The organism is Hyphomicrobiales bacterium (assembly GCA_016125495.1).
GTDB lineage: Bacteria > Pseudomonadota > Alphaproteobacteria > Rhizobiales > RI-29 > RI-29.
Genome location: WGLQ01000002.1, coordinates 318,667 through 341,766 on the forward strand (window position 1 = coordinate 318,667; position 23,100 = coordinate 341,766).

22 protein-coding genes are annotated in these 23,100 nt (G+C 68.6%); 11 read left to right on the plus strand and 11 right to left on the minus strand.

The genetic code is table 11. From position 1 onward, the window contains the following. Positions 1–7: 7 nt before the first annotated feature. The 6 genes from GC150_01945 to GC150_01970 all read right to left on the minus strand — a co-directional run bounded on the left by GC150_01945 (position 8) and on the right by GC150_01970 (position 9,918). Positions 8–3,148, minus strand: coding sequence for a trypsin-like serine protease (locus tag GC150_01945; protein MBI1383662.1), 3,141 nt, complete (start codon positions 3,146–3,148; stop codon positions 8–10). 509 nt (positions 3,149–3,657) lie between these two features. Continuing rightward, positions 3,658–5,622 (minus strand): SUMF1/EgtB/PvdO family nonheme iron enzyme, encoded by a 1,965-nt coding sequence (locus GC150_01950; protein ID MBI1383663.1) that lies wholly within the window; start codon positions 5,620–5,622, stop codon positions 3,658–3,660. 57 nt (positions 5,623–5,679) lie between these two features. Further along, entirely contained in the window at positions 5,680–6,252 is a 573-nt protein-coding gene (locus tag GC150_01955) for a hypothetical protein (protein MBI1383664.1), read from the minus strand. 81 nt (positions 6,253–6,333) lie between these two features. Continuing rightward, on the minus strand, positions 6,334–7,146 hold the full coding sequence (locus tag GC150_01960) for an OmpA family protein (protein ID MBI1383665.1): 813 nt from the start codon (positions 7,144–7,146) through the stop codon (positions 6,334–6,336). A 15-nt stretch (positions 7,147–7,161) separates the two neighbouring features. Continuing rightward, on the minus strand, positions 7,162–8,766 hold the full coding sequence (locus tag GC150_01965) for a DUF4384 domain-containing protein (protein ID MBI1383666.1): 1,605 nt from the start codon (positions 8,764–8,766) through the stop codon (positions 7,162–7,164). A gap of 135 nt (positions 8,767–8,901) precedes the next feature. Beyond that, on the minus strand, positions 8,902–9,918 hold the full coding sequence (locus tag GC150_01970) for a polyprenyl synthetase family protein (GenBank protein ID MBI1383667.1): 1,017 nt from the start codon (positions 9,916–9,918) through the stop codon (positions 8,902–8,904). A gap of 322 nt (positions 9,919–10,240) precedes the next feature. On the opposite strand from GC150_01970, the gene GC150_01975 reads away from it, so the two are divergent. From GC150_01975 to GC150_02010, 8 genes are all read left to right on the plus strand, one after another. Continuing rightward, on the plus strand, positions 10,241–10,492 hold the full coding sequence (locus tag GC150_01975; GenBank protein MBI1383668.1) for a DUF2007 domain-containing protein: 252 nt from the start codon (positions 10,241–10,243) through the stop codon (positions 10,490–10,492). Beyond that, positions 10,489–11,298, plus strand: coding sequence for a methyltransferase (locus tag GC150_01980; protein ID MBI1383669.1), 810 nt, complete (start codon positions 10,489–10,491; stop codon positions 11,296–11,298). The genes GC150_01975 and GC150_01980 overlap by 4 nt, the downstream gene beginning before the upstream one ends. A gap of 32 nt (positions 11,299–11,330) precedes the next feature. After that, positions 11,331–12,191, plus strand: coding sequence for a S49 family peptidase (locus tag GC150_01985; protein ID MBI1383670.1), 861 nt, complete (start codon positions 11,331–11,333; stop codon positions 12,189–12,191). 76 nt (positions 12,192–12,267) lie between these two features. After that, positions 12,268–12,474, plus strand: coding sequence for a hypothetical protein (locus GC150_01990; protein ID MBI1383671.1), 207 nt, complete (start codon positions 12,268–12,270; stop codon positions 12,472–12,474). A 139-nt stretch (positions 12,475–12,613) separates the two neighbouring features. Continuing rightward, positions 12,614–13,582: a glycine--tRNA ligase subunit alpha gene (locus GC150_01995; GenBank protein ID MBI1383672.1), complete on the plus strand. Its 969-nt coding sequence runs from the start codon at positions 12,614–12,616 to the stop codon at positions 13,580–13,582. Continuing rightward, a complete protein-coding gene (locus GC150_02000; protein ID MBI1383673.1) occupies positions 13,582–13,806 on the plus strand; it encodes a hypothetical protein in 225 nt (74 codons plus the stop codon). Before GC150_01995 ends, GC150_02000 begins: the two co-directional genes overlap by 1 nt. Further along, entirely contained in the window at positions 13,806–14,576 is a 771-nt protein-coding gene (locus GC150_02005; protein MBI1383674.1) for a hypothetical protein, read from the plus strand. Before GC150_02000 ends, GC150_02005 begins: the two co-directional genes overlap by 1 nt. 66 nt (positions 14,577–14,642) lie before the next feature. Beyond that, positions 14,643–16,859 carry a glycine--tRNA ligase subunit beta gene (locus tag GC150_02010; GenBank protein ID MBI1383675.1) on the plus strand — a complete coding sequence of 739 codons (2,217 nt, stop codon included), beginning with the start codon at positions 14,643–14,645 and terminating at the stop codon, positions 16,857–16,859. Between the two features lie 30 nt (positions 16,860–16,889). On the opposite strand, the gene GC150_02015 is transcribed toward GC150_02010, so the two are convergent. Then, positions 16,890–17,222: a hypothetical protein gene (locus tag GC150_02015; GenBank protein ID MBI1383676.1), complete on the minus strand. Its 333-nt coding sequence runs from the start codon at positions 17,220–17,222 to the stop codon at positions 16,890–16,892. A gap of 18 nt (positions 17,223–17,240) precedes the next feature. After that, positions 17,241–17,465 carry a hypothetical protein gene (locus GC150_02020; protein MBI1383677.1) on the minus strand — a complete coding sequence of 75 codons (225 nt, stop codon included), beginning with the start codon at positions 17,463–17,465 and terminating at the stop codon, positions 17,241–17,243. Positions 17,466–17,603: 138 nt separating this feature from the next. On the opposite strand from GC150_02020, the gene GC150_02025 reads away from it, so the two are divergent. The 3 genes from GC150_02025 to GC150_02035 are packed head-to-tail and all read left to right on the plus strand — an operon-like array spanning position 17,604 to position 20,184. Then, positions 17,604–18,206 (plus strand): hypothetical protein, encoded by a 603-nt coding sequence (locus GC150_02025; protein MBI1383678.1) that lies wholly within the window; start codon positions 17,604–17,606, stop codon positions 18,204–18,206. Between the two features lie 46 nt (positions 18,207–18,252). Next, the gene (locus GC150_02030; protein ID MBI1383679.1) at positions 18,253–19,239 is read left to right on the plus strand and encodes a methylmalonyl Co-A mutase-associated GTPase MeaB; all 987 of its coding nucleotides are present in this window, start codon (positions 18,253–18,255) and stop codon (positions 19,237–19,239) included. Between the two features lie 33 nt (positions 19,240–19,272). Beyond that, positions 19,273–20,184, plus strand: a complete 912-nt coding sequence (locus GC150_02035) for a hypothetical protein (protein MBI1383680.1) — start codon at positions 19,273–19,275, stop codon at positions 20,182–20,184. Between the two features lie 29 nt (positions 20,185–20,213). Here GC150_02035 and GC150_02040 read toward each other — a convergent pair whose 3' ends face one another. From GC150_02040 to GC150_02050, 3 genes are all read right to left on the minus strand, one after another. After that, a complete protein-coding gene (locus GC150_02040) occupies positions 20,214–20,438 on the minus strand; it encodes a hypothetical protein (GenBank protein ID MBI1383681.1) in 225 nt (74 codons plus the stop codon). A 76-nt stretch (positions 20,439–20,514) separates the two neighbouring features. Then, positions 20,515–21,366 (minus strand): carboxylating nicotinate-nucleotide diphosphorylase, encoded by an 852-nt coding sequence (locus GC150_02045; GenBank protein MBI1383682.1) that lies wholly within the window; start codon positions 21,364–21,366, stop codon positions 20,515–20,517. Positions 21,367–21,432: 66 nt separating this feature from the next. Continuing rightward, positions 21,433–23,004 (minus strand): L-aspartate oxidase, encoded by a 1,572-nt coding sequence (locus tag GC150_02050; GenBank protein ID MBI1383683.1) that lies wholly within the window; start codon positions 23,002–23,004, stop codon positions 21,433–21,435. Between the last annotated feature and the right edge of the window lie 96 nt (positions 23,005–23,100).

Here is a 23,100-nt window from a genome sequence, read left to right on the forward strand (position 1 = left end):
GACCGTCCTATTGGGCGCCGGCGGTGCGTAGAATGCCGAGGCCCGCGGGCCGGTGCAGCCGCTCGATGTCGCTCTGGTCGAGCGGGCGAGTGTCGAGCCGTCCCTCGAGCGACATGGTCAGGTATTGGCTGATCGCTTCCTTGGGTGCCGCAAAGCCGCCGTCCGGCGAGCGGGACAGCCAGTCGCCGCTCGGCAGAATCTGGAAGCGCGCGAGTTCCTCGCCGGCATCGTTGGAGAGGGCCACCGCGTTGTTGTGTGCGCGTGCCTTGAGCCGGCCGTCGGCGCTGCGGGCTTCGTCACCGAGGGGCACCGGATACTGGCCCGCCGCAGAGGACAAGCGCGATCCGTCCCTGACCCTCCAATAGACGTCCTCGCCGCCGCTGGTGCGCGCGCGCAGGCTCGCTCCGTCCGACGAAAACGCGACGTCCATGACCCAGGCGCCGTTGCCCTCGATGGTGCGCACCAGCTTGCCGTTCGCGGCATTCCAGAGCCGGATGGTTTCGTCGTCGCTGCCGGTCGCAACGAGGCTTCCGTCCGGCGAGAAGGCGGCGGTGCGCACGTAATCGGTATGGCCCGTGAGGCGGTGGAGAAGGCGGCCGTTGCCGGCGTCCCAGACGAGTGCGGACTTGTCGTCGCTGGCGGTGACGATGCGGTTGCCGGCCGCCGAGAACGTCACGGAGCGGATCCAATCGCTGTGGCCGGACATGGTGCGCAAGAGCAACCAGCCGGTCCCCCGATCCCAGACGCGCAACTTGCCGTCATCATGTCCGCCGGCAAGGATGCGGCCGTTCGGAGAATAGGTGAGGGCGCGCGGGGTGGAATTGTAGCTCGTGAAGGTGTGGGTCACACGGCCGCTGTCGACGTCCCAGAGCCGCACGCGGTTGTCACCGAAGGCGGTGGCGAGGGTGCGCCCGTCGGGGGCGAAGGCCATGGCGCCGATGCTGGCGTTGAGGCCCTCCATCGCGCGCACGGATTTGCCGGAGGCGGTCTCCCAGAGGCGAACCGCGTTGTCACCCCCGGCACTCGCGATCCTGGCGCCATCGGCCGAGAACGAGAGCCCGTAGACGTAGCCCTGGTGCCCTTCGAAGGTGCGCACGAGCTTGCCGTTGCCGGGGTTCCAGAGTTGCACGTGGTTGTTGTCGGCGCCGCTCGCCAGCGATTTGCCGTCGGGTGAGAAGGCGAGCACACGAACCCAGTTGTCGATGCTCTCGATGGTGCGCTGGAGCCGGCCGCTCGAGGCTTCCCAGATCCTGATCTTCTTGTCGTCGCTGCCTGTCGCGACGGTGCGCCCGTTGGGTGAAATGGCGACGGCGCGTACGTAGTCGGCATGGCCTTCGAGCGTGCGCTGGAGGGCGCCGGCGTCGGACCAGATTCGCGCGGTCTTGTCGTCGCTGGCGGTTACGACCGTGCGGCCGTCGCGCGTGATGGCGACGGCGCGGACCCAGTCGGTGTGGCCGGTGAAGGTGGTGATCATCTTGCGGGCCGCGAAATCCCAGAGGAGGGCGGAATGGTCGGCACTGCCGCTGGCGAGGCGCCTGCCATCCGGGGTGAACGCGAGCGACAGGACGAGGCTCGAGTGGCCCTCGAGGCGGCCGACCAGGCTGCCGCTCGCGGCATCGAAGACGCGGATGTGGCCGTCGCCGCCGCCAGCGACGATGAAGCGGCCATCGGGCGAGTAGACGACCGAGTTGAACGAAGTTTCGTGTTCGCCGAGTTCGCCGAGCAGGCGGCCGCTCGCGGCCTCCCAGACCTTGACCGTGTTGTCGTCGGAGGCGCTGGCGAGGCGCTTGCCGTCCGGCGAATGGGCGACGCCGTTGACGGCGGCTGCGTGGCCGGCCTGGAGGACGATGCGCGGCCCCGTGGTGGCGCGGGTCGGCGCGGTGATCGTCGTGCGGCCCGGCTGGGTGGTGGGCGTCGAGGTCGAGGAACTCGGGGGCGCCGTGGTTTCGGTGCTCGTGTTCGCCGAATTGCCCGAACCGGACGAGCCGCTGCTCTCACCAGACGGGGGTGTGCGCGAGGCGAGCTGCGGGCGGAGCGCGGTGAGCCGCTCCTCGGCGAGGGCGGCCTGTACGGTGCCGGCGTACTGCTTGATGAAGGCCTCGAGGACGACCGGGTTCTGGCTCTCCTTGATCGTCTCCCAGTAGCGCGCCGCCTCGCTCAGCGGGGCGACGGCCGGGCCCGGCTGGCCGAGCAGGGTTTGGCCCTGGGTCTGCTGCTGCTGCGGGCGCTCGTCGGGCACGAGCCCGCGCAGGCGCTGCGAGGCGGAAATCAGCCGCTCCATGCGCTTGCCGGCATTGAGGTTGCGCAAGGCGACGGCCGAGTAGTGCAGGCCGACGACGTTGCGCGTCGCGATGTCGAAGATCGGTGCGCCCGAGGAGCCGCCCATGGTGTCGCAATGGTGCAGCACGTCGTCGCCGTCGACGGCGGGGTCCGAGGTGTTGCAGCGCCCGAGCGTGATGTGCTGCTCGAAGCCGCCGGGATGGTGGATGATGAAGAGGCTCTGGCGGTTGTTGAGCTTGTCGGCGGCGAGTTTGACGGTGCCCCATTCGCGGCCGGGGCCGCCCTCGACCTGGAGGATCGCATAATCGAGGTTGGCGTCGGCCTCGAGCGGCGGCAGGCGGACGGGGTATTGCGCCACGCCATCGCGCGAGCGGGCCCTGAGGTAGCCCATCCAGAGCATGGCGACCTTGGCGTCGCGGATGCAGTGGTGGTTGGTGATGATGAGGTCCTCGGCGATGAGGCTCGCCGTGCAATAGCCGATGGCGCCGCTGGTGGTCTGGAAGGCGAAGCGGCCGACCGGGCGCGCGAGGCGGCGGAAGATGTCGCGGTCGGAAAGGTCGCGCACCGGCTGCATGTCGTTGGAGGCATTGACCGCTTCGAGGATGCGGTTGCCGGTGGACTGGTTGGCCGGGGGGTCGAGCGAGTAGATCGAGCCGGACTCGTAGTTGACGGTCTGGGCATCGGACGGGGTCGCCGAAAGCAGCAGGCCGCAAGCCAGGAGGGCGGCGAGGGCAGCGGGCAGGCTGGCGCGGCTGCGTGCGGTGGTGCGAGGGCGGCGCGTCGACATGGTCGGGGCTCCCATGGTGCGTTGGCTTCTCGGACACTGAATGGAAGGATCATGGCACGATCTGCCGTCAGATTGAAGCATCGGCGGGCAGAAAGCGCAGATGAGGCGAAGATTTCGCCCGATCGCGCCCTCGCCGGGGTTGCGACCAGGGGGCGGCGCTTGTCGGGTGGTTCGTCGGGTCTCGCAAGTGCTCGACCCGACCTACCCCCTCGAGGAGGGGGCCGGAATCACGGCTCCCGGGCGCGGTGCAGCGTGGAGCAAAGCGGAACGGTGCGCCGCAGACCCGGGACCGCTCTCGTTCTGCTCCCTACGTGGCGACCCCGGATCAGCAGCGCGTCATTGGATGCCGCGCAGCATCCGGGGATCGTGAGGGGGGCGCGCCTGATCCGGGGACCTGCACACCACGGCTCCCGGGCGCGGTGCAGGGCGCAGCCGTGCGCCGCAGACCCGGGACCGCCGCGTTCTGCTCCCTTCCCCGCGACCCCGGACCAGCAGCGCGTCATTGCATGCCGCGCAGCATCCGGGGATCGTGAGGGGGGGCACCGCATCCGGGGATCGTGGGGGTGGCGCGCCGCCGGTCCTAGGCAGAACTACCGCGACAACGACCGAGCCACCCGGAAGCCGAGGCTGACGTATGGGTTGCCCGAATTGGTTCCGAACCTACTGGCGGAGCGCAGGTCAAATGGATCGTCGACCCAGGCACCGCCGCGAAGAACGCGGGACGCGCAGCCAGAGTCTGTGACAGCCGATCCGTTGGTCGGAGCGCGGGCGTAGCTCTCAACGTAGCAGTCATCGACCCATTCCCAGACATTGCCGTGCATGTCGTGCAGCCCGAACGCATTCGGGGCAAACGAGCCGACCTCAACCGTCCTGTCTCGATAGGGGCCCTTGGGGCCGGACCCGTAGGTGTAGTTGCCGTCGTAGTTCGCCTGATCGGTCGTGATCGTCGCACTGAAAGAGAAGGGCGTCGTCGTGCCGGCCCGCGCCGCATACTCCCACTCGGCTTCGCTGAGCAGCCGATAGGCCGCGGCGCCCGAAAGGCCCAGCTTGCGGTTCAGCCAGGGTAAATACTGCCGCGTGATGTCGTCCCACCGGACGTTGATAACAGGCTGCCGACCGCGGCCCCAGCCCCGGTCTTGCGGCCGATCCGTGCAGCCGCCGCCCGCGACACATGCGTCCCACTCCGCGAACGTCACCTCGAACTTACCCACCGCGAACGGCTGGCGGATCGTCACACGCCGTTGCGGGCCTTCGTCTTCGTCGCGCCCTTCTTCGCTAGCTGGTGAGCCCATCATGAAACTACCGGCCGGTACCACGACCATCCGAGGTCCGCAGAGACTGCCGTGGCAGTCCTGGAACTCCCTCCGCGCCTCGTCGGCCGGATCGAGACAGACCCGCCCTTTGCCGACCACCTCGGTCATCACACCGGCGCAGCCCGCCGACGGGCTCGGCGCGGGGGCAAGCGCAGGCGTCTCGGGGAACGTCCCGACGGCAACCTTCTCCTCCCCGCAATTCAGCTCCCCCTGGCGGGCCGTCGCGTAGCGCGCGAAGGGACTCTGCCCATGCGCCTCCAGATAGCTCGCGAGCACTGCGCAACTCGTCGACCCCTGCACCGCCTGCCATTCCAACGCCGCTGGCGAGAGCGGCGCCTGTGGCGCGGCGCTGCTTTCGGTGCCGCCCCTCTCCTCCTCCCCCACCATCAGCCCGCGCAGCCGCTCGGAGCGCTCGGCGATCGCGGCCATGCGCTTGGCAGCCTTGAGTTCCGAGAGGCCGGCATAGTGCAGTCCGATCACCGTGCGCCGCCCGAAGTCGAACACCGGGGCGCCGGATGAGCCGACCTCGGTCGCGCATTCGTGGAGGAAATCCTCGCCCGCGAGCGCCGGGGCGCTGGTCTTGCAGGCGCCCAGAGAGATGTGCTGATCCTGGCCGCCCGGATGGTGCACGATGAAGAGCGACGTATTGTCGCCCGGGTCGGCGGCGGCGAGCCGCACCCGGCCCCAGTCCTTGCCCGGCGCCCCGCGCACCCGGTGGATGGCGTAGTCGAGTTCGGCGCTCGCCTCGACCGGATCGAGTTCGAGGCCATACTGCTTCACCCCGGTCGCGTCCTTGAAGCGCAGATAACCCATCCAGAGCAGCGCGTCGGCGACCTTGCCGAGCGGATTGCCGGCGATGCAGTGGTAATTCGTCAGCACGAGGTCGTCGGCTACGAGGCTCGCGGTGCAATAACCGACCTTCGGGCGGCCGGGGCCGAAATCGCCCGAAAAGGCGATGCGCCCGACCGGGCGCGCGAGGGTGCGCAGGACGTCGGCCGGGCCGAGCTGGCGCACGTACTGCATGGCGCCCCGCTGGCGCTGGCTGGCGACGCGGCTCAGCAGTTGCTCGCCGAGCGTCGACTGCTGGGCCGGCGGGTCGAGGTCGTAAATGGAGCCGGCGTCGAAGGTGGCGACCTGGGCGGTGGCGGGGGGCGCAAGGGCCAGCAGGGCGATGGCCAACACGGCGAAACGCGCGGCGAGGCGGGTCGCAGCCCTCGGGGTGGTCTTTCCGGCGCTCGTCATCTGCGACTCCCCCGTGCGTTCTTTTCCTCTTGGCCGCTCCACGCCCGCCGGTCGCTCCTACCGGTGTGCGATGTTGAAGCCGATGGTGATGGCGCCGACGGGCTTGCCGGCGATGAAGAGCGTGCGGCTCAGCTGCTGGGACCAGGTCTGTGTCGAATCGTCGAAATCGGTGCGGTCCTCGAAGACGGCCTGGGAGGCGGCGGCGTAGGTCTTCTGCCACTTGTCCTCGTCGCCCTGCCAATAGTCCGTCGTCTTGGGGTGGACCGCGATGTTGCAGCCCTTGACGTCCATCAGGATGATCTCCGTGACGCGGCCCTTGCTCGCCTCGATGATGGTCGCGAGGTGGCGCGCGAGGGGCGAGGCGAGCATCGGGTCGATGAGCGCGGCATCGCCAGCCCGCCAGCGCTTGTCGATGGCGACGATGGCGGCTTCATCGAGGTTCGCGCAGGGCGCGTCCGCCGGCTTGAAGGCGGCGCGGAAGGCGGCGTCGGCCTCGAGTTCGGTCACGATGCGGTCGAAGTGCGGCACGTAGCCCTTCTGGGCGGTATCGGCGGGATCGGCGAGGGCCGGCACCCCCGGCCCGAGCAAAGCCGCAGCAACCGTCGCCACCCGAAACAGATTTCCCCCCATGTCATTTCCTCCCGACCGTTGACACCGAACCTGCGCGCCACCCCGTTCCCCTGGCGCGTCAACCCATGCAGCCGGAACCTTCTACTTGCAGAGCGAGCGCATGTGCGAGACCACGACATCCGCGCTCGCGCCGAGCGGAGCGAATCCGACGCGCCGGTTCTCAGGCGCGAGCCCGTCGGCGGCATTCTTCAGGATGCGCTCGCCGACGCCGATGGCGATGAGGCGGGTGGGGGGAACGCCCTGCGAGACGAGCGCGGAGGCGAGCGCCTCGGCCCGGGCGCGTGAGAGGCGGCAATTGTAGGCGTCGGCGCCCTTGGCGTCCGTGTGACCGAGGACGAGAAAGGCGAGATCGCGTGTCGCATCGTCCTTCAGAGCGGTCGCGAGCTGGGCGACCTTACCCTCCTCGCCGGGCGCGAAGGCGGTCGAATCGTAGGCAAAATAGACGTTGGCTTCGACCATGGCGAGTTGTGGGGCCTGGCTCGCGACCGGCGTCTGGGGTGCCGCGAAGCTCACCGGCTCGCCGCGCTTCACCACGGGTTCGCCAGCGGAATAATCCACGATCACCGTTTCGAGCTGGTGCTGGAGGGCCGACTCGAGACCGCCATCGGTCTTGTTCTCCCTGGCGAGGTGGCAGCTGACGCGGTCGGAGGGATCGGCGAGGCATTTGGCAAGGTGGTTCTCGGTCGTTTCGCCGAGAGGCTTGGCATTCGGGTCGCCCCAGAGCCCGCCCTGCCCAAGGAAAACCTCCGGGGTCTGGGCCGAGGCCGCGACGGGCGAAAGCAGCAGGAACCCGGCCGCGACGAGGGCAGCGAACGAGGGCAGGGTCATATTTGGCTGGGGACGCGTGGCGGGCATGGCGTTGTCCTCGGCTCTGGTTTCGGGGAGTGGAAACATTCCGCGACCGAGCGGTCAGGGAGCGATCTTGATCCTCAAGCTGCGGCGGATGATCTCGCCCTCGCCGGCGGGGGTCGGTGCGTCGTAGTCGACGACGACCGTCTCCAATGTCTTTTCCTCGTAGTTTTCGGGACTGGTCGAGCCGTCGGAGCAGGCGACTTCGGCCGTTACATGGCGTTCGGTGGCGACGGCACCGGGCGAGGCGTTGCAGAGGGCGATGAAGGTCTCGGTGCCGGCATCGCCCGCGCGCATCGAGCCGCGCGGTGGAAAGCGGAAGGTCTCGCCGGCCTTCAGCAATCGGTCCTCGACCTTGGGGTGCGGCAGGAGGACGCAGCTGCGGCCCCTGTCGTCGACGTTGATGAGCGTCAGACGGCAGTCGACCGGGGGCACCAGCGTCAGCGCCATCGGATCACCCGGCCGAAAGCTCGCCTGGCTGGCGAAGAAGCCGAAGTCGGCGCGCTCGACGGGTTTGGGCGCGAGCGGCGTCGCCGCCGGCAATTCGGTGACGGCGGGCGCCGTGGTCACCGCGGGCGTCTCGCCGGTGGCGGGGACGCTTGGCGTTTCAGCGACGGTGTCGGTGGTCGTGGCGGGGGCCGACGTGACGGTTGGGGAGGTGGCCGGCGGCTCGCAACCGGCGCGGCGCGAAACCGGGATGACGGCCTGATAGCGAATGAGGTCGAGGATGCCGCCGTTCTCGTACAGTGTCACGGTGACCTCGAGGACGCTGTCGCCGAGGGGGGAGGCCTCGGCGAGCACCTCGAGTTCGCGGCCTTCGAGAACACCCTCGGGCGAATCGCCGCTCGCCTGGCGGATCTGCGGCCATTCGGTGCTCTCGCCCAGTGCGAGCCCCTGACGGCGCATGTCGAAGACGAGGGCGGTGACGTCCCGGCCCATGCCGCGCTTCAAGGCACACTCTCCGGGCAGGTCCGCGCGTCCGACGATGGTGAGTTTGCCGGCCGCCGCGATCTCCTTGCCCATGCGCTGGACGGCGTCGATCAGGGCACCGCCGAGGACGACGAAGTCGCCCTCGCCCGAAGCGCGGGTGCGCGGCTCGAAGGTCGTGGCGTCGAGCGAGAGGACCGCCGTTTCGGTGCAGCCATAGCCGCCCGAGGCATCGCGGCCGAGCATGTTGATCTGGAGCTGGAGGAGGTCGGGCGTCGGGCGGGCGGTGTCGAAGACGACGACGATCGGCGCATCGTAGCGCTTGGCGAGCGTATCGCGCAGTTCGATCGCCGCGTTCGGGCCGCCGCGCACGAGTGATGGCAGCACGCCGGCCGGCTCGATCGGGTTGGCGCGAAATCCCTTGATGGTGCCGATTTCGGCGGCGGCGGCGGAATTGAGGGCGCGGCGATCGGGCGGATCGAGATGGATGTTGAGCGGCGGCACGCCGATGAACAGCACCTCGCGCTCGCCGGCCGAGGAATGGCCGGTGCAGGCGTTGAGGCGGAGCGCGAGACCGGTCATCTCGCCGCGCAGGGCGATGCGGAACGGGTAGGCGTCGCTTTCGGCAGCGATCGCCGTGCCGGCTCCGACGAACGGAATGGAGAATACGAGCGCCGCGAGCGCGGTCCGGGCGCTGCTGGCGATCCGGCTCGGGCGAGGAAATCTTGGAGATGGCATCGCATGCCCCCAGTCAAAAATCCTGAATGTTCGTTCAGACTACTGGAAGCACGAGGTGGAAACGAGTCCTCGTGGCGCGCGGCAAAGAATGACAGAGGGTGGGCGAAGTCGGCAACGGTTGCGTGACGGCAGGCCTCAATGGGCCCGCGCGACACAGAATTCGACGACCTCGGCAAGCGCCCGGCGCGCCTCGCTCTCGGGAAAGATGGCGAGCGCATCACGCGCGATGGCGCCATAGTGGCGGGCGCGCTCGATGGTGTCCTCGATCGCGCGGTGGCGGCTCATCAGCTCGATGGCGTGATCGAGATCGCCGTCCTCGATGGTCCCTTCCTGCAGCGTGCGCCGCCAGAAGGTGCGCTCGTCGGCGTTGCCCCGCCGGTAGGAGAGCACGACGGGCAGCGTGATCTTGCCTTCGCGGAAGTCGTCGCCCACCGATTTGCCGAGGCGCGCCTGTTCTCCCGAATAGTCGAGGGCGTCGTCGACCAGCTGGAAGGCGAGGCCGAGGTTCTTGCCGTAGGAGCGCAATGCGGCGGCTTCGTCGGCCGGGCGTTCGGCGATCGAGGCACCGACCTCGGAGGCGGCGGAAAAGAGGGCGGCCGTCTTGGCATTGATGACGGCGAGGTACTCGTCCTCGGTCGTCGCCGTGTTCTTGGCGGCGGCGAGCTGCATCACCTCGCCCTCGGCGATCACGGCGGCGGCGTGCGAGAGGATGCGCAGACACTCGAGCGAGCCGACCTCGACCATCATCTGGAACGACTGGCCAAGCAGATAGTCCCCGACGAGGACGCTCGCCTGATTGCCCCAGAGGAGGCGGGCCGTCTTGCGGCCGCGGCGCAGATCGCTCTCGTCCACGACGTCGTCGTGCAGCAGGGTGGCGGTGTGCATGAACTCGACCGACGCCGCGAGCAGCACGTGGCCGTCGCCGTGATAACCGCAGAGGCGGGCGGCCGCGAGCGTCAGCATCGGGCGCAGCCGCTTGCCGCCCGAGTCGATCAGGTGACGGGCGAGTTCGGGAATGAGGTCGACGTTGGAGTGGGCCTTGTCGATGATGATCGCGTTGACGCGCCCCATGTCCTCCTGGACGAGGGCCAGCAACGGGCGCAAGCTGGCGATCGGGTCGCGCGCGTCATCGATTGAAACGACAACACCCAATGTGCACCTCACTGTCCTGTCGCGTCGCCAATCGGCGTCCGCCGAGCGCCCCGCCGGAGCCAGGCAGCGCCAGGGCCGAGCCAAGGACATCATAACCTTCGCATGTCCTTTTCGGGCAACCAAATATGCCGACAGCCGATCGGGATCAACCCGAGGACGGACGTTGCGGGACAGATCGTGCACGGGGCGATGGTCCGGCGGCCGTGCTCCGGGCGTCGGACGCGCCTGTGACGACCGTTTTGCAGCCGCCGACGAGATTGCGGTGGCGAGCGCGATGGGGCAATCGAGAGGCAGCGACTGCGGCGCCAGCGGAGTTGCGGCGATGCGTGAACTGATCAGGGCCAATGATCCCGTTTTGATCTCTTTCGTCGGAGTTCTGCTCACCGAGGCAGGCATTGCGCATGTGGTGGTGGATCAGAACATGAGCGTGCTCGAGGGCTCGGTCGGAATCCTCGCCGCCCGCGTTCTGGTCGGGCACGGGGAATTCGCAGAGGCCCGAAGGGTTTTGGTCGAAGCGGGCATCGGACACGAAATTTCGCGCTGGGGTGGACCAGCGGAGGACGGCGGGGCGTGAAGGTGGAACGACAGGGCGTGCGGTCCGGGGCCGAGGGCGATGGCGCCGCGCACGGCGAGACGGTCGATGCCTTCCTTGGCGGCCAACTCATGATCCGCCAGCCCGAGGAGGGCTATCGCGCCGGTCTCGATGCCGTGCTGCTCGCGGCAAGTGTCGGCGACTCTCGGGGCGCGGGCGGCCGCCTCGTCGACCTCGGGTCGGGTGTCGGGGTGGTGGCGCTCGCAGCAGCCCGGCGGCTCGAGGGGCTCGAGGCCATCGGTATTGAACTGGCGCCGCGCCTCGTTGCGATGGCGCGCGCGAATGCCGAGGCGAACCAACTCGCCAGCCGGGTCGGCTTCGTTACGGGCGACGTGCTCGAGGCGGGCATCGCCGGGCGGGGGCTGCTCGAGGGGTCACGGTTCTCCGTCGTCACCATCAATCCACCGTTCCACGAATCCGCCAGCATGCGCCTTCCGAAGGCGCCGCTGCGCTCGCTGGCCCATGCCATGCCGATGGCCGATCTCGCCGGATGGATCGAAGCGGCGGCGCGGCTCACGGAGAGGGGGGGCGAATTGATCGTCGTTCATCGGGCTGCCGCGCTCGGGGCCCTCCTTTCCGCGCTCGAGGGCAGGTTCGGTGGTATCGAGGTCCTGGCGCTGCACCCTCGCCGGGGGGCGCCCGCCAAGCGAGTCCTGGTTCGCGCGCGCCGCGCGAGCCGGGCGCCCCTCCAATTGCTCGACGGGGTGGCGTTGCATGTGGACGAAGGCGGCTTTGCCCCCCACATCGACGATGTGCTGCGCCATGGCGTCGCAATGGAGTGGGCGTGAGTGCCGGGGCGCGGCACAGGACGGAGCGGACCATGCTGTCGAGCCTCTTTGACCGAGGACCAGTCGTGCCGGTGCTGCGCATCACCGGCCCCATCGGGCTGGCGACGCCATTGCGCCCGGGGGTTTCGCTCGCCACCATGGCGGGGCTGATCGAGCGACTCTTCAAGGCGGCGCGGCGCAGCGATGCCGTCGCCATCGTCATCAACTCGCCGGGCGGCTCGCCGGTGCAATCGCGGCTGATCTTTAAGCGGATCCGCGATCTGGCGGGCGAGCACGGCAAGAAGGTCTACGTCTTTGCCGAGGACGTGATGGCCTCGGGCGGCTACATGCTGGCGCTCGCGGGCGACGAGATCTGGGCGGACGCCAGTTCCATCGTCGGTTCGGTCGGGGTGATTTCGGCCGGTTTCGGATTCCACAGGGCGATCGAGCGGCTCGGCATCGAACGGCGTGTCTTCACGGCGGGTGAGCACAAGCGACTGCTCGATCCGTTCGAGCCGGCGCGCGAAGACGACGTCAAGCGACTGCGGGCGCTGCAAGACGAGATACACACGATCTTCAAGGACATGGTTCGCGAGCGGCGGGGCGAAAGGCTGGTCGCGCCCGATGCCGACGTCTTCGAGGGGCAAGTCTTTCTCGCACGCGAGGCGGTGCGGCTCGGGCTCATCGACGGGGTCGGCGATCTGCGCACGCGGATGCGGGCAATCTACGGCGACAAGGTACGCCTCAAGGTGGTGACGCGGCGCAGTGGTCTGGTACAGCGCCTCGTCGGCGCCACCATGTTCGGCGAAACGACGGGCGAGGATGCGATCGGGCGGCTCGGCGGGACGGGGCTGACGGATCAGGTCGTTGCGAGCCTCGAGGAACGGGAGCTGTGGTCGCGTTACGGACTTTGAAGGGACGACCCAGCGGCCGGAGCATGGCATACTGGGCTCGCGGACCGCTGGCGCCGTGGCAGAAGATGAGGTGGCAATGCCGCAGCTGATCGCGATCGCGCTGGCGGGGGCCGGGCTCTGGGCCGGCTATCGCTGGCTGCGCAAGGAAAGCAAGCGAATCTCCGAGGATCTGCGCAAGGCCGAAGAGCAAATCGCGCGGCGCAGGTCGGAGTCGATGGCGCCCTCGGGTGAACTCGTGGCCGATCCCGAAACGGGGGTCTACCGCGTGCGCAAGCCGGACTGACGGGCGAGAGGAGCGCGCCGGCGACCGCCCGAGCCGGAGCCCGCCGACACGGTGGCGCAGCGCTTGCGCACGGGCGAGAGACGTTGTCTAAAGACGGCAAGCACCGGCCGACGGATCTCGCACCACGGACCTCGCAAAAATGGCGAAAAGCAAGAAATCGACGGGCCTGGCCGGGGAGCTGGGGCTGGCGCCGGATCGCTCGTTCCAGGATCTCATCCTGACGCTGCAGCATTACTGGAGCCGGCAGGGATGCGTGATCCTGCAGCCCTACGACATGGAAGTGGGGGCGGGCACCTTCCACCCTGCAACGACCCTGCGCTCGCTCGGTCCCAAGCCCTGGCGGGCGGCCTACGTGCAGCCCTCGCGGCGCCCCAAGGACGGGCGCTACGGTGAGAACCCCAATCGGCTGCAACACTACTACCAGTATCAGGTCATCATGAAGCCTTCGCCGGCGGACCTGCAGGAGCGCTATCTCGGAAGCCTCGCGGCGATCGGCATCGATCCCACGTTGCACGACATCCGCTTCGTCGAGGACGACTGGGAGAGCCCGACGCTCGGGGCCTGGGGCCTCGGCTGGGAGGTGTGGTGTGACGGCATGGAGGTGTCGCAGTTCACCTATTTCCAGCAGGTCGGAGGTTTCGACTGCAATCCCGTTTCGGGTGAGCTGACCTACGGGCTCGAGCGCCTCGCGATGTACGTCCAGGGCATCGAGAACGTCTACGACCTCAATTTCAACGGTGGCGAGGGTGCGGCGCGGATCAGCTATGGCGACGTCTTCCTTCAGGCCGAGCAGGAATACTCGCGCCACAACTTCGAGCTGGCGGACACCGAGATGCTGCACCGCCATTTCCGCGACGCCGAGCACGAGTGCCGGTCGCTGCTGGAAAAGGGCGCGCTCGCGGGTGAAGGCCGTGTGCACCACTGCGCTCTGCCGGCCTACGACCAGTGCATCAAGGCGAGCCATGTCTTCAACCTGCTCGATGCGCGCGGCGTGATCTCCGTCACGGAGCGCCAGAGCTACATCCTCAGGGTGCGGGAGCTGGCCAAGGCGTGCGCGGCGGCCTGGCTTTCGACGAGCGGCGGTGGCGCCGGCGAGGAGGCGAATTGATGGAGATCACGAAGGAGACGGTAACGGGGCTGGTGACGCTCGGGGTTCCGGCGCTCGTGCTCGCCTGGCTGCTGCTGCGGCGCATTCCGGCGGTCTCGCTGTTCGCCTCGGCGCTCATTCTGGTCGGGCTCGGCTATCTCGCCGCGAGCGGGGCAGCCGGTGAGGTCGGAGGAGCGGTGCTCGCGCGCGTGCTCGGGGCACTCGGCCACGAGGTCCCATCCTGATGGCCACGAGCAACGGCAAGAGCGCCAACATCTTCGCCGAGCCACCCGGCGTTTCGCTCAGTTTTCCCGGCCCCTGGCCGGATCGGACAGCGCTCGTCACCGCGATCGCCGAGGCCAGTGGCGGATCGGTGCTGGCGGCGGGGGCCGCGATCCACGATACGGTGGGAGACTGGAGCGCACTCTTTGAAGTGTTCGATCCCGATCCGTGGCTCGCCAAGGCCATGGCGAAGGGCTCGGGCGGGGCATTCGACGAGCAGGAGATGGCGAGCCTTTCCGCCCACCGGCTGGTTGCCGGGATCACGATCAGCGATTTCGGCAACGATCTGGCTGGCCGTATCCGACGGTTCTCGCACATCATCGAGGTCGCCGGCGGACTCGGCGTCATGGTCGACAAGTCGGGTGCCGCGCACCCCTTTTCGCGGTGGAACTCGCTGCTCGAGCATGGGGGCCTCGCCAATCTCTATTTCGCCCTCATGGTGCACGTCGAGGATCGCAGCCTCCTGACCTCGTTCGGAATGAAACAGTTCGGCCTTGCCGATGCCGCCATCGGCGATCCGCAGGAGGTCGACGGTGACCTCGCGGACCTGATCTTCCGGTTCAACGCCTACCGGATCGCCGAGACGCCGACGCTCTCCGACGGGCAGACCTTCTCGGTCGAGGAGGGGGCGCCGCGCTATCGCCTCAGGCTGCAGGAGGATGGGCGATACCCGCAGGACCATTTCTATTACAATCCCCATGGCGTCTGGCGGCTCGATCCGCTCGAGAGCTGACCCGACCCGGGTCCTGCCAGCCCCTCCGCAGTCCGGCCGCGGCCGAAAAATCCAGGTAGTGCCCCGATGTCCGAACTCCTGATCGAGCTGTTCTCCGAGGAAATCCCCGCACGCATGCAGGCGCGCGCGGCCGAGGACTTGCGTTCGCTCGTGGTCAAGGGCCTCGCCGAAGCGGGGATCGCGGCCGGCGAGGGGGAGGCCCATGCGACGCCGCGCCGCCTCGCGCTGGTGCTCTCGGGGCTTGCCCGCAAGGCGGAGGACGTCGTCGAGGAGCGGAAAGGGCCGCGGGTCGGTGCGCCGGACAAGGCGCTCGAGGGGTTCCTTCGTGCCGCCGGGCTCGGCTCGATCGGTGAGGCCGAAGTCGTCAACGATCCAAAGAAGGGCGACTTCTATGTCGCGCGGATCGAAAAGACGGGACGCGCGACGCGGGACATCCTCGCCGAACTGGTGCCGGACGTGATCGCGCGCTTTCCCTGGCCGAAGTCGATGCGCTGGGGGAGTGGAAAGCTCGCCTGGGTGCGGCCATTGCAGGGCATCGTCTGCATCTTCGATGGCAAGGTCGTGCCATTCGAGGTGGCAGGGATCGAAAGCGGGGCGACGACGCGGGGGCACCGGTTTCTCGCCCCGGAGGCCTTCGGTGTCGCGGACTTCAAGGACTACAGGAGGGGGCTGAAGGCCGCCAAGGTGCTGCTCGATGCGCGCGAGCGCGCCGAGGAGATTGCCGCTCAGGCGCGCAAACTGGCGCAGGAGGCGGGCTTGAGGCTCGTCGAGGAGCCGAGGCTTCTGGAGGAAAACGCTGGCCTCGTCGAATGGCCGGTCGTTCTGATGGGCCGCTTCCGTGAGGAGTTCCTCGAGGTGCCGCCGGAGGTGCTCATGACCTCCATGAAGGCGCACCAGAAGTGCTTTTCGCTCTGGGATCCGAAAACCGGAAAGCTCGCCAGCCGCTTCATCCTCGTCTCGAACATGAAGGCCACGGACAAGGGAGCAGCGATCATCGCCGGCAACGAGCGGGTCATCGAGGCGCGGCTCTCGGATGCCCGCTTCTTCTGGCGCCAGGATCTCGCACGCCGCCTCGAGCCCATGCACTTCGAGCTCAAATCGGTCACCTACCACGAGCGGCTCGGCACGCAGTGGGAGCGGATGGAACGGGTGCGCGAGCTTGCGCGCGCCATCGCGCCCGCCGTCGATGCCGAGGCCGACAAGGCGGGACGCGCCGCCGAACTCGCCAAGGCGGACCTCGTTTCCGGCATGGTCGGCGAGTTCCCTGAATTGCAGGGCCTCATGGGCCGCTACTACGCCGAAGCAGAGAAAATTGATGGCGACATCGCGCACGCCATCGAGGAGCATTACATGCCGCGCGGGGCGGCCGATGAGGTGCCGACGCGGACGGTCTCGGTCGCCGTTGCGCTGGCGGACAAGCTCGATCTCTTGACCGGGTTCTGGGCCATCGGGGACAAGCCGACCGGCTCGGGTGATCCCTACCAGCTGCGCCGCGCGGCGCTCGGCGTCATCCGCATCTGCATCGAGAACGACTTGCGGCTCGGCTTGACCGAGCGACTGGTCGTCGCCATGCGCGCCAACGTGCTCGCGATGCTGCACACGCTCGAAGAGGGCATGCGGCAGGCTGCGATGGGGCATTGGAGCGAGGATCTCGGAGCCTGGGTCGACGAGCGGCCGTCGTTCGAGGAGAAGTGGGACAAGCTCATCGGGCGCCTCACCGGAAATCCGAGCCCGACAGCGCGCGAGCGTGAGGACGTCGCCGATCTTCTTTCCTTCTTCATCGAGCGGCTCAAGGTCTACCTGCGCGACCAGGGGGCGAGGCACGACCTCATCGACGCCATCCTGGCGGTCGGGGCGCAGGACGACATCGCCCTCATCGTCAAGCGGCTCGGTGCGCTCGGTGGCTTCCTCGAGACCGAGGACGGGGCCAACCTGCTCGCCGGCGTCAAGCGGGCGGCGAACATCCTGCGCATCGAGGAAAAGAAGGATGGCGCGGCCCACGACGGTCCCGTCGAGGCGCGGCTGCTCGTCGAGCATGCCGAGCGCGAACTGGACGAGGCGATCGCAAAGGTCGAACTCGATGTCCGCAAGGCGAACGACGTCGAGAACTTCACCGGCGCGATGCGGGCGCTTGCCGAGTTGCGGGCACCGGTCGATGCGTTCTTCGAGCGGGTCAAGGTCAACGCCGACGATGCGGCCATCCGGGCGAACCGGTTGCGATTGCTCAACCGCATCCGCGCGGCCACGCACGGCGTTGCCGAATTCTCGCGCATCGAGGGCTGAGGCGCAGGCTCGGGCCGGCAGCTCGGCTATTCAGCGGCGGCGGAACAGCCAGGCGAGAACCAGCCAGCAGACGATGGTGCCGGCAACCAGGATGGCGAGGCGGTTCATCGGCGAACGCTCGAGGATGCCGGACTGGAAGATGTATCGGGCGCCGGTGGTGGCACAGAAGTAGCCGCCGGTCACCGCCAGGATCACCCGCACCAACTGGCCAAAGAAGCTCGAGCCGGAGCGCGGGCGCTCGGCGCGTCCGGTTGCCGCGCTCGCCGTCGTCGGGGCGTTGCCCGAGCCACGGACACGCTCGAGGATGAGAGCGGTCAGGACGCCCCCGACCACCGTCAGGATCAGCTCGTTCAGGATCGGCATGGCCGAAGCTCCATTGAACTACTCGTCACGAACCAGGCGCAGGATGCGCGCTCCGATCTGGGCGCGCTGTGGTTGGATTTCGACGGCAGGGCACTCCAGGATGATGTGATGCACCGCCCGGTGGATATCGTCGATGCTGCGGTCCACCATCAGCTCGCGCAGCTCGTGTTCGTTCTCGGCAACGACGTAATCGCCATGGGCATCGACGGCGATCCAGATGCTCAGTTCGATCGTGCCCGCCATGCCAGCCTCTCTTTGCCGTGACCCCGTGCCACTCTCGGTGACGCCCATCCGCGGCGGCGTCAAGGCGGCACTGGCGTGCTGCCGTCGCGGCCGCCGCCGTTCGCGCCAAGGGCGTTGACAGGGCTTGCGGATTCCAGCATGCAACCGGCACGCTTCGCCGCATGGTCGGAGCCGGTCCTGTTCTCGATCCTTATCGATTGTCGACAACGCTCTGCGGCGGCCCGGTCGCCGCACAGTCCGGAGGCACCGGCCATGGCGCAATCCAGCGCGCTGCTCTTCGTCTACGGCACGCTCACCACGGCCGTCGCCCACCCCCTCGGGGAGTTCTTGCGCGAAAACGGTGTGCCGGCCGGGCGTGGCAGTTTCGCCGGGCGGCTCTATGTGATCGACGATCCGGACGATCGCGGTGTCAGCAGCTATCCGGGCGCCGTGCTCTCGTCGGTGCCGGGCGAGCGCGTCCATGGCGAACTCTACGAGATCGCCCAGCCGGCTGTCGTGCTCGAGAGGCTCGACGCCTACGAAGCCTGTTCGCCGGCGTTTCCCGAGCCCCACGAATTCGTGCGGCGGATGATCGGCGTCGATGTCGGGCTGGGCCGCCAAGTCGAGGCATGGACGTATCTCTATAATTTCGAATGGAATCTCGCGACCGCGATCCATCTGCCCGGCGGGCGGTATGGTGGTGAGGTTTGGGAGCCGATGGCGCTGCGCGCAGGCAGCGACCTTCGCACCGGATCGCGTTAGGCGGGCTGCCCATGCGGCGGCGGACAGGCGGTCCGGTGAGGTCGGCATGAGCGATCGCGACGATCTCGATGCCATCATCGCTGGCGGTAAGCGGGCACTCGCAGCTGCCCTGACGCGTATCGAGACCGCGTTTACGAGTGAGGCCGTCACGCGTCTGCTCGATGCCGCGGAGCGACGGGCGAAGGGGCGCACGATCGGCCTGACGGGTCCGCCCGGTGTCGGCAAGTCCACGCTCACCGATGCGCTGGTGCGCCGATACAGGGCGGACCGTCTCACCGTCGGTGTCCTGGCGGTCGATCCCTCGTCACAGCGCAGCGGCGGCGCGCTGCTCGGCGACCGCACGAGGATCACAACGGCGGCGGGCGATGACGGGGCGTTCGTTCGCTCGCTGGCCGCACGCGGTGCGCTCGGCGGTTTGTCGGATGTGACCTTCCCGAGCCTCGTGCTGATGCGGGCGATTTTCGATCGGGTGATCGTCGAAAGTGTCGGGGTCGGGCAGTCGGAGGCCGACATCCGTGGTGTCACGGACACCGTCGTGCTCTGTGTGCAGCCCGGATCGGGCGACAGCCTGCAATTCATGAAGGCCGGGATCATGGAGATCCCCGACATCGCGGTGGTGACGAAGGCCGATCAAGGACCTCTGGCCGAGCGGGCGCTCGGAGAACTCGCGGGCGCGCTCTCGCTCGGTTCGGGGGAGGAACGGCGGGTGCCGGCACTCGCCATTTCAGCGACCACCGGGGCGGGGCTCGACGATCTGGTCGCGGCACTCGAGGCGCACTGGAGCGCGATTTCTGCCCGGGATGGCGCGGGGGCGATCCGCCGGGCCCAGTCGGTCGCCTGGCTCGAGCGCCGGATCGAGCGCGAGTTCGGTGCCCGTGGGCTGGCTGGCGCGCGCGGTTTTCTCGAGCCGTTGGCTGACGAGGGGCCGTTCACGACCGCCCGCCGTGTCGGTGCATTGCTCACCGCCGCTCTCGAAGCCGGACTGGAGCGGGCGGCGCAGGAGGCCGGGCGCGGCGGCGGTGCGGCTCGTTAACCATCCGGCAAGTTCGCCGGGGTTTCATGGACCATGTCGAGATGGAACCGTGGGGTGCGGGCGCCTTCGGCGCGGCGGCCACGGACGACATCAGCGGGTGGTTCGGCGATGGTTGGCGTTGTTCGCTCGAGGGCCGGAATGGCTCTTTTTTCGTCTTCGCTCCTGGTGGTGGCGGGGCTTGCTGGCTACGTCGCCGGCCGCGAGGATCTGGCGGCGAGGCTGAAGGTGACGGTCGAGGCGCGCCTTAGCGGGCCTGGCAGCGACCACCCGCGACGTGCGGCCTCGCCCCACGGCGTCATCGGGCCCATTCCGCCGGCCGGGGAGGCCCTTTTCTCGCGGGCGGGCAAAGGCCCGCGTGCCGACCAGCTTCCGGCGATCGAAGGCTTCGAGCGGGTGATGTTCGCGGCGGGCGCGGTGCCGGAGGCACGTTCGGACGTGCGGTCGGTCCGTGCGGCTCCCGAGCGTTTCGACATCATCGAAACGCGGCAAACGGCGCAACTGAGTGCCGAATCCGTCGGCTGCCTCGCCCGGCTCATCTACCACGAGGCAGGCACCGAACCGGTCCGGGCCCAGATCGCCGTCGCGCAGACGGTCATGAATCGCGTGCGCAGCGATTACTTTCCGGCCGATGTGTGCGGCGTGGTCTTCCAGGGAGCGGAAAAGGGCGAGGCCGGCTGCCAGTTTCTTTCCTCCTGCCACCCGACCACGGTCAGGGCGATCGACGAGCGTCTGGTGGCGCTGGCGCGCGACGTCGCCGAGAGCGTCCTGTCGGGTCGAGCGCGCATCGATGGCCTCGATGACGCAACGCACTTCCATTCGGTCGAGGGGACCGCGTCATGGGCCCTCGGCATGACGCGGCTTGCGCAGGTGGGAAGTCTCGTCTTCTATCGCGCGGATTTCGTTCCCCACGAGGAGGCGAGACAGGACCAGGGCATCGGTCAATAGTCCGGTCGTGGCTGTTCGTTTCCGACGGTTCAATCGTCGGAAAGGTCCGAAAGGCCGCGCCCGATCGCGCGACCGGGGTCGGGCATCGGCAGGCGCGGCATCATGAGCAGCAGGATGAGGGCTGGCGGGAAGAAAAAGCAGAACGTGGCCCAGGTGTCGGCGCTGCGGTTGCGGCGCATCGCGAAGATGAATCCGAGTATCGCGCATCCGATCATGCTGCCGCCGACCAAGGTAATCACTGCGGCTACACTCATTTCGGCCACTCCCATCCTGCGGGCCAGGCAATCCGTGCCCTAGCCCCAATGGGTCATGCACACTGCTCAACTAGGTTCACGAGACGGTGAAATCAAGGCCGAGGTCGAGCGCGGGCGCCGAATGGGTCAAGGCCCCGACCGAAACGAGGTCCACGCCGGTCGCCGCGATCGCAGCGATGCTGGCGAGGTTCACGCCGCCGGAGGCTTCGGTTATGAGGCGTCCGGCGACCCGCTCGACGGCTTGGCGAAGCGTCGCTGGGTCCATGTTGTCGAGCAGGACCGCGTCGACGTCGTGGCCGAGAACCCGCTCGAGTTGCGCAAGGTCGTCGACCTCGACCTCGATCTTGACGAGATGGCCGACATGACGACGGGCGCGGGTGATCGCCTCGTCTATTCCGCCTGCGAAGGCGATGTGGTTGTCCTTTATGAGGATCGCATCGTCGAGGCCGAAACGGTGGTTCATGCCGCCACCGGCGCGAACCGCGTATTTCTCGAGGGCGCGCAGGCCGGGCGTGGTCTTGCGGGTGTCGATGATATGGGCCCGCGTTCCGGCGACCGCATCGACGTATTTGCGGGTGAGAGTGGCGATGCCGGACAGCCTGATCAGGTAGTTGAGAGCAGTGCGCTCGGCGGTGAGGATGGCGCGGGCATTGCCCGTCACGCGGGCGATGGTGGCTCCGGCCTCCACCGCGCTCGCGTCGGGGCGTTCGACGGTGATGGCTGCCCCGGGATCGAGCGCGCGAAAGGCGGCTATCGCGAGTTGAAGACCGGCGATCACGCCGGGCTTGCGTGCGACGATGGCGGCCGAGAGCCTCGCTTCTGGCGGCACGATCGCATCGGTCGTCAGGTCACCGGCGCGGCCGAGATCTTCGGCGAGCGAACGGGCGACCGCTTCGTCGACGATGTGGCGCGGAAGGGTCGGAGTCATTGGAGGTCCTCGCAGTGTGGTGCCACGGCAGGTGCGTCGACGGGCAAACGGCCAGGGGCCGACCCGTCATGGCAGGCATTCTGCGCCCGACATCGCGAACGCATTGCGGATCAGCTGGTTGGTGAGACGACTGTGCCGCGGTGCCATCGCCGCGGCCGGGTGGTCGGCACGGTAGTGGGCGCCGGTGCTCTCTTTGCGCTCGAGGGCGGCGAGTGCGATCACGCCGGCGAGCCGCGCCATCGGCTGGTGAAGGCCAGGACGCGTGTCGTTCGCAATCGCGAGCAATGCGCAGAGAGCGGATTGCAATCCCTCGCCGGTGCGCACGACACCGACATCGCGGGTCATGATCCGGCGAACCTCCCGCACCAGCGGGGCATCGGCGGGCTCGTGTCTCTGGGGGGCGGCGGGCGTCGTGATCACCGGGGGGGCGAGCGGGCGCGCCCGGCCGTGATGGGCGGCGATGTCCTCGGCCACGCGGGCTCCGAGCACGACCGCTTCGAGAAGCGAGTTGGAGGCGAGCCGGTTGGCACCATGGAGACCCGTCGAGGCGACCTCGCCGACAGCCCAGAGGCCCGGCACCGAGGTGCGGCCGAAGAGGTCGGTCTCGATGCCACCCATGTGGAAGTGCTCGGCGGGGGCGACCGGAATGAGGTCGATCGCGGGATCGATGCCGGCGCGGGCGCAGTGCGCATGGATGGTCGGAAAGGCGCTGGCAAAGCGCGCGCCGATCGCCTGGCGACAGTCGAGGAATGCACCGCGACCGGCCGTGATCTCCGCAAAGACGGCGCGTGCGACGACGTCGCGGGGGGCGAGGTCGGCGTCCGGATGGTGGGCGGCCATGAAACGGCGGCCGGATCGATCGACGAGCACCGCGCCCTCGCCACGAAGGGCTTCGGAGGCGAGCGGTGCGGGATCGAGGCCGACGTCGATGGCCGTTGGATGGAACTGGACGAACTCCATGTCGGCGAGGGTGGCGCCGGCTTCGAGCGCCATGAGGAGGCCGGTGCCGCGCGCGTGCGGTGGGTTCGTCGTCAGCTGATAGAGCTGGCCGATGCCGCCGGTCGCGAGCACGATGGCGTTGGCGCGGATTTCGGCCCGGCCACTGCTGGCAGCGGAGCTGCGCGCGGTGCGAAGGCCGGTGGCGACGCCCTCCCGGCAGAGGATGCCATGTGCCGAAACGCCCTCGAGGACGCGGATCGAGGGGGTGGCACGAACGGTCGCGATCAGCGCCTGCATGATGGCGGCGCCGGCCCGGTCGCCCGAGACACGGACAATCCGCTTGGCCGAGTGGGCGGCTTCGCGCGAGAGCACGAAATGGCCGGCAAGGTCGCGATCGAAGGGGACGCCGTAGCGCAGCAGGTCACGGATGCGGTCGGGCGCTTCGCTCGCGACGGTGCGCGCGACCTCCGGGTCGACGAGCGGACCGCCGGCAGCCATCGTGTCGGCGGCGTGGGCCTCGGGGCTGTCGCCCTCGCCGACGGCGGCCGCGATACCGCCTTGCGCCCAAGTGCTCGAGGCGCCTTCGCCGAGCGGGGCGGGGGTCAGAACCGTGACGGGCAGGGGGGCGAGGCGCAACGCTGTGAAGAGGCCGGCGAGCCCCGCCCCGACGATCACGATGCCGTCGCCCGCCTCAGCCATCGCCTGGTCCTCCGATTGGCTCGAGACCTCGGGGCCGGGAGCCGCGGGGCCGGCCGTCGTCCTCGGGTGAGGATCACGGCCGGCCGCCTCTCACCC

Excerpts from the sequence above, each read along its gene's own strand:
- GC150_01945 (MBI1383662.1), bottom strand. The coding sequence starts at position 3,148 with ATGCTTCAATCTGACGGCAGATCGTGCCATGATCCTTCCATTCAGTGT.
- GC150_01950 (MBI1383663.1), bottom strand. The coding sequence starts at position 5,622 with ATGACGAGCGCCGGAAAGACCACCCCGAGGGCTGCGACCCGCCTCGCC.
- GC150_01955 (MBI1383664.1), bottom strand. The coding sequence starts at position 6,252 with ATGGGGGGAAATCTGTTTCGGGTGGCGACGGTTGCTGCGGCTTTGCTC.
- GC150_01960 (MBI1383665.1), bottom strand. The coding sequence starts at position 7,146 with ATGTTTCCACTCCCCGAAACCAGAGCCGAGGACAACGCCATGCCCGCC.
- GC150_01965 (MBI1383666.1), bottom strand. The coding sequence starts at position 8,766 with ATGCCATCTCCAAGATTTCCTCGCCCGAGCCGGATCGCCAGCAGCGCC.
- GC150_01975 (MBI1383668.1), top strand. The coding sequence starts at position 10,241 with ATGCGTGAACTGATCAGGGCCAATGATCCCGTTTTGATCTCTTTCGTC.
- GC150_01985 (MBI1383670.1), top strand. The coding sequence starts at position 11,331 with ATGCTGTCGAGCCTCTTTGACCGAGGACCAGTCGTGCCGGTGCTGCGC.
- GC150_01990 (MBI1383671.1), top strand. The coding sequence starts at position 12,268 with ATGCCGCAGCTGATCGCGATCGCGCTGGCGGGGGCCGGGCTCTGGGCC.
- GC150_01995 (MBI1383672.1), top strand. The coding sequence starts at position 12,614 with ATGGCGAAAAGCAAGAAATCGACGGGCCTGGCCGGGGAGCTGGGGCTG.
- GC150_02000 (MBI1383673.1), top strand. The coding sequence starts at position 13,582 with ATGGAGATCACGAAGGAGACGGTAACGGGGCTGGTGACGCTCGGGGTT.
- GC150_02005 (MBI1383674.1), top strand. The coding sequence starts at position 13,806 with ATGGCCACGAGCAACGGCAAGAGCGCCAACATCTTCGCCGAGCCACCC.
- GC150_02010 (MBI1383675.1), top strand. The coding sequence starts at position 14,643 with ATGTCCGAACTCCTGATCGAGCTGTTCTCCGAGGAAATCCCCGCACGC.
- GC150_02015 (MBI1383676.1), bottom strand. The coding sequence starts at position 17,222 with ATGCCGATCCTGAACGAGCTGATCCTGACGGTGGTCGGGGGCGTCCTG.
- GC150_02020 (MBI1383677.1), bottom strand. The coding sequence starts at position 17,465 with ATGGCGGGCACGATCGAACTGAGCATCTGGATCGCCGTCGATGCCCAT.
- GC150_02025 (MBI1383678.1), top strand. The coding sequence starts at position 17,604 with ATGCAACCGGCACGCTTCGCCGCATGGTCGGAGCCGGTCCTGTTCTCG.
- GC150_02030 (MBI1383679.1), top strand. The coding sequence starts at position 18,253 with ATGAGCGATCGCGACGATCTCGATGCCATCATCGCTGGCGGTAAGCGG.
- GC150_02035 (MBI1383680.1), top strand. The coding sequence starts at position 19,273 with ATGTCGAGATGGAACCGTGGGGTGCGGGCGCCTTCGGCGCGGCGGCCA.
- GC150_02040 (MBI1383681.1), bottom strand. The coding sequence starts at position 20,438 with ATGAGTGTAGCCGCAGTGATTACCTTGGTCGGCGGCAGCATGATCGGA.
- GC150_02045 (MBI1383682.1), bottom strand. The coding sequence starts at position 21,366 with ATGACTCCGACCCTTCCGCGCCACATCGTCGACGAAGCGGTCGCCCGT.
- GC150_02050 (MBI1383683.1), bottom strand. The coding sequence starts at position 23,004 with ATGGCTGAGGCGGGCGACGGCATCGTGATCGTCGGGGCGGGGCTCGCC.